Genomic DNA, 15132 nt, shown 5'->3' with positions numbered 1-15132 from the left:
TCTCTTTTATATATTATGCTTCTAGAGACTAAATAGATTGGGTGTATGAGTTATAATAAAAAAGGAAAAAACCATTTTATGAATTTTCCCTTTTCAACAAATTTATTAAACTAAAAAATCCTCTCTGAATATGTTCATCATTTTAACCTGTAATTGTCACTATAGTTAATATGAGATTCCTTTTCCTAATTTAAAACGCTTCAATAACTTGCCCACAATACTTTTAAAAACACCTGACAAATACTTAAACTCATCTGTCTTACGAAAAATAAGCACATACATTATATTGGGCACTATTAGACAAACAATGCCTTTTAAAACTAAACCTAACCAACCATCTAACGCTATAAAGTTACTTATAAATTTCGTTATTAGATAGGTCACTATACATAAAACTACATAATACGAGTACGTTTTATAATAATTAATAATAGGTTTGTCAAACACTTTTTTATACACTAAATAAGGAGTAACCCAGAATGGAACAGTTAATACACTAATAAGTGTTCCTATAAAAACCCCTACTATACCTATATACTGAACTAAAATAATAGATATAATAAGGTTCACAGCAGCTTGAAACAAGGGAGCGTATCTATCCTCTTGAAAAATTCCTGCTGTAGTCTTCACTGTGGTTATCGCATTTCTCATTCCTCTTTCATAGAAGATCGCTATTAATACATATAATATCCCTTCACTCATTAAGAATTTTGGACCTATCCATAAAGTAATAAAGGGCTCTATAGTAATACACAACAGTATGCTGAAAAACGAATATAACCAAAAATTGAGGAATGTATAGACTTTATAAATACTATAAATTTTTTCTACACTCTCTTTTGCGACTAAATTTCCTACACTATGATAAATATTATTAAACACCTGATAGGTAAAGGTTCTACAAATCTCAATTAACATATTGTAGTTGGAATATAGTCCAACCGCTGCTACACTCACAAACGATGAAATGATAATATTATCTGTTCCTAATACTAGGTAATTCCCTATATTTTGTAGAACAATCGCTTTTACATTTTTTACAATACTATTTTTCGTTTCGCTATCTAGTTTACTAGTCACTTTTTCTTTTAGAAATGGATACAATTTACTTACTATAACTGCTAGAAGGATACTTGTAGTTATGGTAATAATACTATCTATAATTAGATAAAGAATGTAATTTTTTGTAAAATGCAATACTCCTATCTTAAGACTAGTGGATATAATGGAGGATACAGAATATACCCCTGTTACAACATACCCTTTCTGACAAACACTTAAAAACGAACTTCTATGTGAGTACAAATACGGTGCAACTGTATTCAGTAAAAATATTGCATAAATGAGATGAATATTTTCAACATTCGAATTTTTAACGAAATAACCTAGAAAAGGCATTAATGCGAGCCCTAGCAACAATACTATTAAGGCAATTACCAAGTATGCATTTCGATACAAGCGCATAAGCATATTTATTTTCTTCTGATCATTCTCGGCTACTGGTTTGTAAAGACTGTACATTATACTAGAACCTATTCCTGCCTCTGCTAAAGACAGCATAGAAAGTATATTAGTAAGTAATCCATTTATTCCTAGGTACTCGACTCCTAAACTATTAATGAACACAGTTCTTGAAATAAAGCTTAATGCCGTAATAATGATCTGATTACCAAGACCAGCAGATATATTAATTATCGAACTTTTTACTCTCATATTTTAAAACCTACTCATTATGATTTTCTTACATTTAACTAAGAATATAGAAAAGATTAAAGTAACAGGTTGAATCTCTAAGTATTCTGCAGCCTGCCTCAATTTAAAATTAGATTTTACAAAATCATAGTATAAATTATAATAAGATAATCTGCCTTTTAAGTTACATTCATAAAACTTAATTTGTTGTTTTATATAATACGCTGTACCTTTAGGACTTTTAGCAAATATCTCTTTCATATTATTCGTTAAGCCATCCTCGAGATAATCGCATATATAAATAGTTTTATTAAACCACCTTATTTTATATCCATCATGGGCCATTTTCTCCCACACTGTAGCCTCTGATATAAATTTCTCTCCTTCAAATTCATGAAACTTATATTTTCTAAGTATGTTCGTATAAAAGACTTCTGCTTTATCACCGGTTATATTATATTTTGTACGTTCAAGTGAAGTTGCATCCAAATAATCACCTTCAAATGTTGTTCCTAAAAACTCATTCGCTTGCTTTCCTCGATTACCAGATACACCACAAAATAGTTCTTTATTTTCCAAGTTTCGTTCCCAATTGTCTATACTTTCTAATGCATCTTTTGTAAGATAATCATCAGAATCTACAATGAAAAACAATTCTCCTTCTGCTAAGTCAGTAGCTTTATTAATCGCTCTATGTTTTCCACCATTTTCAATTTTATAATACCTTATGGGGAATGGATTTTTCTCTACTGTCCACAGTCTAAATAACTCTTCCGTGTTGTCACTTGAGCCATCATCAATAACTAACCATTCAAACTCCGTATATGTTTGTTCTTGTAATGATCTGTACAATTTTTCTATAATATAGCCTCTGTTGTATGCTGGAGTGAATACTGTTATTCTCATTTAACCCTCCCATTTTTACTGATCATAATTTTTTCTTTTCATCTATTTACAATAATGATTGAAAAATAAGCCCTTAGTTAAGGACTTATTTTGATAAAGGTACTTGTATTTTATGCGTTTGTTTTCGGAAACCAAAACGAATTTTCTTACGTAATGGCTCTTCGTAAAATTGATAAATGATTGAACTGAATAATAAAGAAATTATTAAACAAATCAAAAAGTTATACGTATTTGCTAAATGAAGAAAATTTAAATATCGAATCACTAATTGATGGATCATATAGAATGAGAAACTAATTTCACCCAAATAAACAAAAAACCTTTGTGATAATATTTTTGAAATCATACCACCTTGAAATGCAAAGATGAAAATTAACAAACACCATAATGGAACAAAATACACACCGCGAACGATTCCTACACCTAAGTTTACCGAATACAATAATAAGACTATGAATAACAATAAACATAGTAGTTCTAAAACGGTGAATATAGTCTTGTTTAAATGTACTTTGTTGGCTTTTTCAATATAAATTAATCCTAAAAGCACCCCTGTTGAAAATTCGAAAAACCTAACTACCGGAAAGATATGTAGTAACCAAATGTAAAATGAATTATCTACATCTAAATAATTATTTAATAGAAATAACACGCCCCACACTATCCAAAATATCAATACAGATTTAACTATATTTTTGTTAACTTTAAGTTTTGTAAATATCCATAGCAGAAAAGGAAACATAACATAAAAGAACGCTTCAACTGATAGCGTCCATGAAACACCATTAAAATTAAAATAAGTACCTTGACTTGGAAAAAAACTTTGTAACAATAGCAAATTGATAATTGACATAAAAGTAAGTTTTACAAAATATAAACCATTGGGGTGAAAGTATAAAATAACCAACGGCACAGAGAGCAAAAACGTCAATATATGAACCGGATATACTCTTGAAAATCTTGCTTTATAAAACTTTTTGATATTGTTTTTATTGATTTCTATAAACTTAGAATGGTAGTTATAGGCTAATATAAAGCCAGATAAAACAAAGAAAAACTGAACACCCGCTGAACCTAATTGGTACTGGCTGAACACCTGCATATGGAATAAGAACACCATTAATGCAGCAATAAATCTAAATGAGGTTAAAGAATTTAACAAATAAATTCCTCCTTTTTTCATTCTCCAAAAACAATTTATTTGAATTCTCTAACGAGCCATTACCTTTGTTAATTGGATATTTCTTATACAAATATAAGTAAAAGCTTATCTCTTACCTACATATAAATTGATTAATCTCATACAAAACCCTTGCGTAAACGGCAGTATATTAAACAACATCGAATATACTCCTATGTCTTTTGTGTCTCCTTGTGAAAAGTCAACTGCTCCGTTTCTCCTTGTAACTTTCATCAAATGATTTATAGCTTTATCTGTACCATTTAAACATTCTTTCGAAATCTCATCTATTTTTGAAGCGTTTAGCAGAAACCAGCCTAATGTAGCTGTAGCAGACGAATCCGGCCTACATTCATTCCTTGTTACAGTCCAATTCCAGCTTCCATTCTCTTGTTGAAAGTTCAAAGCAGCTTTTGCAAATTTCTTTACACTTTCCTCTAAAACAATTTTATATTGATTATCTTGCGGTAATTCACTCCATGCATCTATAAGGCCTATAGCAAACCACCCAAGACCTCTTCCCCATCCATATAATCCAAGAGGAACTTTATTCTCTATTTTATATACATGACTCGGGATATAATGCTTGTCTAACATTCCATACTGCTCATACTCTTTAATTTGCTTTACTGCTAAATCCACGCACTCTTTTTTATTATATTTAATGCCGTAAGCCACTAAAAATGGACATATAAAGCCGATAGTATCTACATACCTATAACTTTTCATATACTTTCTATACTCTACTGATCCATCTTCACCTATATGCTCTTTTATCATTTCCCAAACAGAGTCCAATGCTTTCTTATACTTATCGGTCTCTATAAAATCTACCTTCATAATAGAATATGCTAGTATAGCCCCATCTACATACTTTGGTTCTTCTATCCATTGACCATTACTATCAAATTTTGCATTCAAAAATTTCACAACTGCTTTTTTTACTTCCTGATCATCATGATTTTTTAAGTACTCAGATAGTCCTAAAACTAATGATGCTTCTTGCCAATGTTGTATCGTACTTTTTGTATAGTTTTTCTTTAGCATATCTATTACGACTAATCTTGTATTATCTGTTACTTTTATTTTTGGTACATGTAATAAAAATTTAGACCCTTTATTCGTGATAGCTTTATTCCATAAAGACTTATCATCGTATCTTCCCATATGAATTCTTAGTACCCAGTCTTTTAATAAAGGTACTAAGTCTATAGCCATCGTTATTAAAAGAATAATAATTATCGTGTAACACAAAATTTGAAATATCATCTCTATAAAGCCCTTTCAATATAGAAATAGTTTAGTTTACTTAACATATCCTATAGTATTCTTCAACTCTTCAGCCATCTTATTACCCATGTCTAGCGTTATATTACCACCTATTGTCCAATCATTATCATATACATGAGCAGTTTCCATATTTAATCTGTGCTTGTTTATATAATCTTCAGTTTTCCCGATTATTCTTGCTGGATTACCGCCAACTATAGACCCTTCAGGTACCGATTTAGTTACGATACTACCTGCAGCTACAATAGCATTCTTCCCTATTGTCACTCCGGGCATAATTAAGGCCCTTGCTCCTATAAATGCATTGTTTTCTATTTTTATTTTTGCTATTTTTGTATAATCTAAATACCGTTTCGTACTAGCGTCATGTGCAAGAAGATATACTTGTGGTGCAAACGTAACGTTATCACCAATTTCTATTAACCAGCAATGTGCATAATCGATTGTGCTCCCAGCTAACCCGGAACAATTTTTCCCTACCTTCATACCTCGTTGCAAACATGCTTCTACTGTTAGCTCTTCACGGGATAGCATTCCTAATCTTATCATTAACGACTTTTTTATTCGATTAAACATTGTTACCCCCATAATTATATTTTACTATTTATTAATTTGTACAAATTACCAATTTCATCTTCTGTTCCTAATTCCTCTTCTGTAAGACTATTAATAAACTTCCTTCTCAACATTTCATCATTTATTAATTTTTCAAGATGATCAGCTACTGAGATAGAATCCATTTCTGCAATCAATCCATCAATATGATTTTTTATATGATTATCAGCTGTTTCGAAATTAGTAATTACTATTGGTTTTGCCAATATTTTCGCTTCATCTATAGAAATTGATTTGCCTTCATATCTCGAGGTTTGTATATATATATCTGATTGTCTTATATAAGGATATGGATTTTCTTTTAAACCTAATAGTATTATTCTTTCTTCTAACTTTCTTTCTTTTATACTTCTTTCCAATTCTTTTCTTACATTACCTTCTCCAATTAAATACCACTTAATATCGTACCCTTTTTTAACAAGCCTATCGACTGCCTCTAAGGAAATATCTAATCCCTTTTCTTTCGCCAATCTGCCTACAGAAATTAATGATATACTTTTGTCACCTTCTGTTTTAAACTCTACCTGCTCTAATGACATTTTCCTTATCATTTTTGAAGAAACTATATTGTGTATACATACAAATTTTTCTTCATATTCAGGAAAGTTGCTTTTTAGAATATTCACTAATTCTTCCGATACAGTAACGATGTAATCTAATTGACCGAAATAAACTTTCTCTTTTCTAAAATCAATGCCTAACTTATTATAATCTGTATGTATCCATCCAATTTTTCTGTTTGCTTTTACCTTATCAACACAAAAATATATAGGGTTTTTTTCTTGAAACCCTATAACTGCATCGTACTCTTTATTAATTTCGTCTATCGATCTCGACATGTATTTCCATACTTTTTGTTCGATGATAGCTCCATTATTTTCTGTTTTAGCTAAATATCCTAATACCATTCTATAAAAAGATGTTTTAAAATCTCTTTTTTTAATTAACTCCATTAATGATTTTTTTATAGGCATATCAAAATATTTATAGTTCATAGGCCCCTGTAGTAAACGAACTTCTTTTGGTAGCTTATTTATAAATATTCCTTCATGTTTAAATAAAAACAAATCGACATTGTATAAAGAATAATCTATCGTTTCTAACAAGGATATTAGCGATTTCTCAGCCCCACCACATGTTAAATTATTCATTACAAATAATAAATTTTTTTTCATGAATGCCACCCACTAAAAAGTCTCATACAGCTTATTTATTTCTCCTTCTGTTCCTAATTTCAATTGGGATAAGTTATATTCTAATTGTTCTCTTAAACCTCTATCTTTTACAAGTTTTTCAACCCCATTTGCAACAGCATCTGCATCCATATCTACAATTAGGCCGTCTATGCCATCATTTATCTGATCTTTTGCTGTACTAAAATTAGTTACAATTATAGGTTTGTTTAATATTTTTGCTTCATCTATTGCGATAGACTTTCCTTCAAATCTAGATGTTTGTATATATATATCGGCTTGCTTTATATATGGATATGGATTGGACTTTAAGCCTAATAAACGAAAAGTTCCTTCTAATTTATTTTCTTTAATTAAATTAGTTAGTTTCTCCCTCTCTTCTCCTTCACCGATAATATTCCATTTTATGTTATATCCTCTGTCTATTAGTTTTTTACAAGATTCTATAGCCAACTCAAAACCTTTCTGATAATGTAATCTTCCTATAGAAAGAAGTACAATTTCATTTTCCTTCCTATCATACACATCAGTGTTACTTTGATTTGCCATTTTATTTATCATTGTCGGTGAAACGATATTATATATAACCCCTACTTTATTCTTTTGGCTTGGGAACCTATTCTTCAATGTATTTGCGCATTCTTCCGAAACAGTAACGATATGGTCTAATTTTTTAAAATAATCAATATCAAAATTTGGATCCATACCTAATTTGTCATAATCAATATGAACCCATCCTATTTTTTTAAAAGCATTTACTTTATCTACACAAAAATATGTAGAAGTTTTTTCTAAAAATCCGATTGCAACATCATATGTTTTAGGGATATTATCCAAGGATTTAGAAAAATATTTCCAGTTATATTGTTCTCTTATTGATATATTTCTAGCATTTCTATTTCTTATAGAGAACATAACTCGGTTATATGCTAGTGTCATTTTACCTTTTACAATAAGCTGCTTAACAGATTTAAATAATGGTAAAGTAAATAAGTGATAAGTTTCTGGAAGTGATAGAATTTGTACCTCTTTTGGTACAAATTCCATAAACATTCCATCATGTTTTAATAAAAACAAATCAACATTATATAAATTGTAATCTATTTGAGATAATAAATTCACTAAACTCTTTTCTCCACCAGCAGCTGTTAAGCTAGGTATAACAAATAACAAATTCTTTTTCATTGATACACCTCACTAAACTAGTTCAGTTAAATATTCTACTGCTTTATACGACATCTTCTTTATATTAGGGATAGATTTCTGTAATGTTTGTCTCAATTGTATTTCTTCGCTTACCATTTCATCAAATTTAGCCTTTAATTTCTCACTGCTTGATATCTCTTCTAACCCTAAAACTAATTTTTCTTCTCCAAATATATCTTTCGATATTCCTTTTGACTTTATGCTATACCCTAACACCATAGTCGGAACACAATTCGAATAAGCTGCTATAGTCGCATGTGTTCTAGCTCCTATGAAGAATCTCATTCTAGCAATATATCCCTTATATTGTATTGCATTTAAATCATTTGGAAGTATGATTACTCGCCCAGTATTTTTGAATTCCTCATAATATTTATATAAAACTTCATAATCGTTATTTCCATCCATTATTACATGAGGTGTAAGAGCAATTGTTGAATCTGTAGTATTTAATATATGATTTATTAATTCTCTTACTGCAGCTTGGGAATCTTTATTTCTCTCCCATACAAGTGGGCTAAAGTTTAATCCAACTGTATTTCCTTCTTGCCATCCCTTAGGAAGGTCTAGTTCCTCTTTGGCCATAGTAAATGCCGGATCAGCACATAATTTAACATTATTGAGCCCCTTACTTTTTAACATATTATAAGTAAGGCTTTCACGAGCTAATATTGCATCAAACAACTTTAAGTCTTCTAATTTTTTCTTAGACATGTCCTCTTCACCGATAGAACATCCCCATAAAACTAATTTTTTCCCTTGTGCCTTTACTCTTCTATCTATCTCATACAATGCGGGCTGCTCTCCATAACAATAGTTGTCCCCACCTATAGATAAGCATACATCTACATCTTTTATACGTTTAATAATGTTATTTTCCATTTTAGCTAATGCATAAGATTCATCATTCAAAAACTTTACTTTAAGTAAAGCCATCCACCAATCATAAGAATACTTCTTTATACTACTGCTAGAACCTTCATATATTTCATCCAATTGGGGAATTATCTTGTCCGTTTCTGGTTTACTTGATACTAAGTACACTTTTGTATCATCTATTTTTTCTTTTATAATATTCGTAGAAGAACGAACGATTGCTTCGCATCCTCTATTTAAACTGCCTCCATGGGCAAACATCATAATTTTCATTTTAAACTCTCCCAATATTATTTACTTCGAAATCTACTGTAAGCAACTGCACAATATAGTCCGATTGTTAACTTTTTTCTCATCATGTTTATTACAGCTTTTTCATATCTTCCTAATTCACTGTAATTTTCGCTACAATAAACAGGTAATGCCTCTTGTACATGTTTATTTCGAATCATATTTTTTACATATCTATACCTCGTACTAAAACTTACCTTTTTAGATGGAGTAAAATAAATATATATATAAGACATTACACTGTTTATAAATTTTATTGATTTTAGCTGATGGGCCCTTACTTTGTCGACCTTATCAGTATATGTTTGTGGCAAGTCCATGTTATACACTTCCATAGCCCTCTTAAAATAATCTTTTTCTACTATATTTCTAGTAGCACTACCAGTTACCTCTCTATAATGGTATCCAGCATAATTTATATATTTCATACTAGTTGCATTACTAAAGAATTCGATATTAAACATACCGTCTTCTCCTAACGCAACTTTCTCTGGAAATTTCACATCATTTTCATTTATTATTTTGGTTTTATAAATTTTATTCACAGCAGTATTTAAATGATCTGTCTTAAGAAAATAAGGCAATAGCTCTTGATCTATATATTCTTTTTTAAGAACAGTATCTACTGGAAATGGATATTTTATTGCTACCTTATGTCCGTCCATTTCGCCGTTAATATTTGATATAACTACGTCACAATCAACTTGCTTTGCAGAGTTATATAATATTTCATACATATCTCTCTCTATGTAATCATCAGCATCAACAAATCCAACATATTCCCCAGTCGCTACACTCAATCCTTTATTCCTTGCAATACTTACACCCTGATTTTCTTGATTTATAAGTATTATTCTACGATCTAGTTCTTTATAACTCTCAATAACTTCGCTACTATTGTCCGTCGAACCATCATTAATAAATATAAATTCACATTGCTCTAGTGTTTGATTTAAAAGTGATTCCACACACTGTGTAATATATTTTCCTGCATTATAAACCGGTATTATTACACTTACTTTTATGCTCATGCCTAAATCCCGCCTCTACCAGGAAACCCTGCATTATAATAACCAATTATTATCTCCTAAATAATTTGTTTTAGGTTTCTATAATTTTATATAATTTATTTAACTCATAGCTATTACTATAATCTCTACCTTTTAGATGATGAATCAATGTATTTCTGAGCTTATCATCTTTATATAGAGTTTCAATTCCTTTAACTAATCCCTCAATACTTGAATCACATGTTATACCTTCTACTCCATCTTCCAACTGACTACCTGCAGTAGGATAATTCGTAATCAATATAGGTTTCTCAAGTATTTTAGCCTCTGTAACCGTAACTGCTTTTCCCTCGTATCTAGACGGCTGCACGTATAAATCGCATGCTTTCATATATGGATATGGATTGGCTTGCTTGCCTAATAGTATAAAACTATCTTCTAAATTATTCTTTTCTATAAGTTCTTTAAGAGTAGTTTCATCTGAGCCATATCCTATCACATACCACTTTATATTATTAAATCCTTTGTCATGCAAAATTTTAAGTGCTTTTATAGCACGATCAAACCCTTTTGCGTAGGACAATCTTCCAACCGATACGATATTAAAAGTGCAATTATCTTCCTTATTAAAATCTACAACATTATCAGCCATTTTCCGAATAAACTCTGGTGAAGTAATATTTTCTATAAGCAAGATTTTCTCTTTCAGTGATGGGTATACAGTCAAGAACGTTTTTGTACATTCATCCGATATAGATGCAATATAGTCATACTTATTCCACATAGCAAGATCTATTTCATTATCAATTTCTAGCGTACTGTAATCTGTATGGATCCAAGCTACTTTTTTATCAGCATTTACATTATCAGCTAAAATATCGTGTGGCCATGCATAACTAATTGCAAAGTCATACTTTTTTTTCTGTTTAGGCAAGAAATGTGATACATATTTTGAAACAAGCTGCATCTGAATGTATCCTGATCCTTCTTTAAATTGCTTTTGTTTTGATTTCCTGCCTGCGATATACTTGCTTACTATTCTTATAAATGGTGCTAAAAAATAGCCTTCTTGTATGCATTGTCTAATAGATTTTCTAAATACAGTGTATTTACCTATTTGCGGTAACACATTAACCTTATTAGGAATTAAATGTATGAAATCTCCTGTGTGATTTAATATAAGTAAATCTACGTTATATTTGTCATAGTCAAAGGTCTCTAACATATTAATTAGGCTTCTTTCCGCACCGCCGATTTCCATATCATAAATAGAAATTAAAATATTCTTTTTCATGTAATTCCCCGCGTTCATATTTTGTTCTTGATTTAAGTGAAATCATTATACATTATGAAAGTATATAGACGACACTTTCACATGAACCGCTTCAACTAGTGCGATTGATACATACGTTTTCTCGTTTATTTACAAACAGCGTATTTGAAGGAATATCTCCTTTTACAACACTGCCAGCGGCTATCACAGTATTATCGCCAATAAACGTATCTCTCAATATAACTACATTAGAACCAATCCAAACATTCTCTCCTATCTTTACTTCACCCTTTATTAAATGACTATCTTCAATGTTCTTATAATTATGATCATGGTCATTAATACTTACATTAGGAGCTATCTTTGTGTTTTTTCCAATTGATATTTTATTGATACAATTAATGTTACAGTTATCATTAATAAATACTTTCTCGCCTATATTTAGTACCCCATTAAAATCAATACGAATACTCGTATTTCTTCTGACAAACACAAATTTTCCAATATTGATTTTTGAATGCTTATTAAAAATCTCTATCCTACTTTTTGTTTGAAGTGCAAAGATTGAGCAATTTATATTACGGAAGTATATTAACTTATAGAAAGCGCCTCTTAATACACCGATTAAATGTGAAATATTCATCAACACTGCAAAATATAACCCTCTGTTACGACTTTCTGTAACTAGCGTCTGGAATATTTTTTTAAATATATTAATCATGCATTTTCTCCTTAAAAACTTCTTTTCGCCCCGCACGTTGCCTTAACTTAGCAATATTATCTCCACCTATAATTTTTGCTAAAATTAATTTTATTTTACCCTTCACCCGCGCTTTAGCTGGTAACCAACTCTTATGAAAATGATGCATGGCATATGTATTTTCCGTTATAAATTTTCTACAATTAATATAGTCATATGGTGAAAAATATGTTTGTGGATAGAAGGTTCCTATCCCTTCTATTTCCTGATACTCTCCATCTGTTTTTAAACCTAAATTTTTTAATATCTCTGTCACAATAGCCACATTCGTCAAATCATCGTAAGTACCATCCTCTTTAATGAAACCCTTTTCTTCGTATGAATCTAGGAATGTTTTTATAAGCTTATTTCCTTTAGCCGCTCCTATTGTGCTTGTAGCTATGTAATTTTCTTGTTCAAATCCCCAAAATGAATCATGATGCAATAGATTATTAAAAGATTTAAATACTTCCACATCAGTATCCAAATAAATACCGCCATAATAATATAAAGCATGTACTCTAACATAATCACTTACAAATGCAAACTTACTAGATTTGTATGCCTCTGTTACATATGAATTACAGCTTATATCAAAATTATCTTCATTCCATTCTATTATTTCATAGTCTGGGAGATTCTTTTTCCAACTCTCTATACATCTTTTGACAATATCAGGTTTTTCATTTCCTCCAAACCAGCAATAATGTATAGTCCTGGGTATTTTTTCAAGTTTTTTCACTTTAAAGCCTCCTCTTTAAAGTAGGAAGTCCCCTTTTTATGCTATATTCGTTATACTTATTCGAATATAGTTCTAAAGTTTTATAAAGTCACTTCCATATCCAACGCCTGCAAGGCTTACTACACATTCATAGTAGTAATACATAATATAGAATAATAAAATACCATAATAAATAAGCTTTTGATCTTTTTCCCTAAATAATTTTACAACCCAAGAAATTAATATAAGTTGATACAATCCAAAATAAATAGAAAATCTAGCAAATATCCAGTTTTGTGTTGAAATAATCATAAAGACAAGCCCTAATATAGACATATTTACAACAGCATCACTTTGAGGAAACAACTCTCTTAATCTATCTTTTCCTAAGTAAGCGAGAATAATTGGTACGGCATAAACAATAACCCTAAGTATATTTGCACCGCCCTCAGAAAAGTTTTTGTACTCACTATATTGACTATTTTCTATAACCGCAAATAAAGCATCCATAAATTGATTAAATCCTATTACGATAAGTACCGCACAAACGAGAAGAATATACGTTTGCTTTGACCAGGCTTCTTTCCTAACTATAAAATAAATAGGAATGAGGATAAGCGCAGTCTGATGTACAGTTGATGCAAGTAGGATAATTAAAATATACTTTTTCCAATTACCTTCAAATATATATTTTGTTGCAGCAAATACAATTGCAGCTGCTAAAAATTGCCTTATTCCATTCATTGAAGTTAAAAACATACCACCTGTTATATAGACATATAAACTTAACTCAAGCATTCTTGCATGTTTATATAAAACAAGCACGATTAATAAGTTTGTAATTAATGCTGTTACAAAAATCAGAAGTTGCGGATCATGGGAAAAATTTTGTAAAAACATTTGATAAATATTAAATCCAAGATCCTTTTCCGACTTAATAGTTTCCCAGCTAAAATTGAGGGTGGCATATGAATGCATATAGGCAAAAGTATCTCCAATATTATTACGGAGGCCAGATACTAATATTAAAGTTGTCATGGCACAAAATGTTAAAAATTTATTTGGTTTGATAAAAGATCCTCTCATAATAACCGGTTTAGAAAAATACCTTGCAAAAAAAGAAAAGAAATAAACTAAAGCAAGATTCAACCATAATTCAGTCATTACCAATCACTTCCACATCTTAAGCGTATATAACTATATACCTATTCTTTCTACCTATACCTCTCTTTGTTTTATTTACTTTTCAAAACAGTAGCTTTATGTGTGTTCAAAATATAGCAATAAAGTAAAAAACCAAATGGTGTTGCTAGGAAAGTAGTCCATTTACATGGTGACTCTTTTAAAAACCCATAGTTTTTTATTATCAAATTACTAGACACATAATGCATACATTCTCGAAATTTATCTTTAAATGAAGGTGCATATTGCATAGCGATTTTTCTAAAAAAAGAAAACCCACGTGGATTTCTCTTATATTGCTTAATAATGTTCATACTTGACCCATCATCTAAATATTCTACAAAGCACAACACTTCATTCATTATAAGTAAAGGACATTCTTGATCAATAACAATATACTTATAACTAAGTGGGCAATACTTTTCCCCTGGAAAAACTGGATACGGCGGGGAGTTTCGTGTCAGTTCGGATCTGTATACAAGTTTTTTATCGCCTTTTACTTTATGTTTCACATATAAATCTGAAAGTTTAGATGCCGTTAAACCTGGCGGCATTTTTGTTCCGATAATTTCTCCATTTTGATTAGCATCCAATCCTACTATACCAGCATAACGATCACTTCCATTTTGTTCCCAAAAGGAAAGGATTCTCTCCACAGCATCATCAGCCATATAATCATCGGAGTCTATACAAACATTGAGTTCTGTGTCAATTAATTCATAAGCTGCATTGTGAGCCCCGTGCATTCCCTGATTTTCTTGATAGTGATAACGAATTGGAACTAATTCCTCTGAAATCCACTTTTCCACAAGTTCTTTTGTGTTATCCGTAGATCCGTCATCAATAATTAACCAAATAAAGTCTTTAGAAGTTTGTCTTTTCAAACTGTCGTAGCATAGATGTAGTGTATACGCACGATTAAATGTAGGTGTAAAGACAGTTAAAGTATGACCCATCA

Annotated in this window: 14 protein-coding genes; all 14 read right to left on the bottom strand. The window is 30.5% G+C overall.

Annotation, left to right across the window (positions count from 1 at the left end; genetic code table 11):
- Nucleotides 1-165 precede the first annotated feature (165 nt).
- A complete protein-coding gene (locus tag BM211_RS14460; RefSeq protein WP_035436913.1) occupies nt 166-1713 on the bottom strand; it encodes a lipopolysaccharide biosynthesis protein in 1548 nt (515 codons plus the stop codon).
- Between the two features lie 3 nt (nt 1714-1716).
- Nucleotides 1717-2598: a glycosyltransferase family A protein gene (locus BM211_RS14455; protein WP_035436910.1), complete on the bottom strand. Its 882-nt coding sequence runs from the start codon at nt 2596-2598 to the stop codon at nt 1717-1719.
- Between the two features lie 85 nt (nt 2599-2683).
- Nucleotides 2684-3760: an acyltransferase family protein gene (locus BM211_RS14450; RefSeq protein ID WP_035436907.1), complete on the bottom strand. Its 1077-nt coding sequence runs from the start codon at nt 3758-3760 to the stop codon at nt 2684-2686.
- Nucleotides 3761-3865: 105 nt separating this feature from the next.
- Nucleotides 3866-4996, bottom strand: a complete 1131-nt coding sequence (locus tag BM211_RS14445) for a glycoside hydrolase family 88 protein (RefSeq protein ID WP_371261883.1) — start codon at nt 4994-4996, stop codon at nt 3866-3868.
- Nucleotides 4997-5083: 87 nt separating this feature from the next.
- Nucleotides 5084-5644, bottom strand: coding sequence for an acyltransferase (locus tag BM211_RS14440; protein ID WP_035436904.1), 561 nt, complete (start codon nt 5642-5644; stop codon nt 5084-5086).
- Between the two features lie 14 nt (nt 5645-5658).
- Complete coding sequence (locus BM211_RS14435) at nt 5659-6858, bottom strand: glycosyltransferase (RefSeq protein ID WP_090998177.1); 1200 nt, start codon at nt 6856-6858, stop codon at nt 5659-5661.
- Between the two features lie 12 nt (nt 6859-6870).
- Nucleotides 6871-8061, bottom strand: a complete 1191-nt coding sequence (locus tag BM211_RS14430) for a glycosyltransferase (protein ID WP_090998174.1) — start codon at nt 8059-8061, stop codon at nt 6871-6873.
- Nucleotides 8062-8073: 12 nt separating this feature from the next.
- Entirely contained in the window at nt 8074-9231 is a 1158-nt protein-coding gene (locus BM211_RS14425; RefSeq protein ID WP_090998171.1) for a polysaccharide pyruvyl transferase family protein, read from the bottom strand.
- A 17-nt stretch (nt 9232-9248) separates the two neighbouring features.
- The gene (locus BM211_RS14420) at nt 9249-10280 is read right to left on the bottom strand and encodes a glycosyltransferase (protein WP_035436896.1); all 1032 of its coding nucleotides are present in this window, start codon (nt 10278-10280) and stop codon (nt 9249-9251) included.
- A gap of 70 nt (nt 10281-10350) precedes the next feature.
- A complete protein-coding gene (locus BM211_RS14415; protein WP_035436893.1) occupies nt 10351-11553 on the bottom strand; it encodes a glycosyltransferase in 1203 nt (400 codons plus the stop codon).
- Between the two features lie 91 nt (nt 11554-11644).
- On the bottom strand, nt 11645-12253 hold the full coding sequence (locus BM211_RS14410) for an acyltransferase (RefSeq protein WP_035436891.1): 609 nt from the start codon (nt 12251-12253) through the stop codon (nt 11645-11647).
- Entirely contained in the window at nt 12246-13013 is a 768-nt protein-coding gene (locus BM211_RS14405) for a glycosyltransferase family 32 protein (protein ID WP_090998168.1), read from the bottom strand. The genes BM211_RS14410 and BM211_RS14405 overlap by 8 nt, the downstream gene beginning before the upstream one ends.
- Nucleotides 13014-13085: 72 nt before the next feature.
- Nucleotides 13086-14156, bottom strand: a complete 1071-nt coding sequence (locus tag BM211_RS14400) for an EpsG family protein (RefSeq protein WP_035436885.1) — start codon at nt 14154-14156, stop codon at nt 13086-13088.
- A gap of 71 nt (nt 14157-14227) precedes the next feature.
- Nucleotides 14228-15130 (bottom strand): glycosyltransferase family 2 protein, encoded by a 903-nt coding sequence (locus BM211_RS14395; protein WP_035436882.1) that lies wholly within the window; start codon nt 15128-15130, stop codon nt 14228-14230.
- Nucleotides 15131-15132 lie beyond the last annotated feature (2 nt).

Origin of the sequence: Bacillus sp. 491mf (genome assembly GCF_900112415.1) — a bacterium.
GTDB lineage: Bacteria > Bacillota > Bacilli > Bacillales > Bacillaceae_G > Bacillus_A.
The sequence above is the reverse complement of the archived record's forward strand: the minus strand, read 5'-3'. Positions and strand labels throughout refer to the sequence as shown.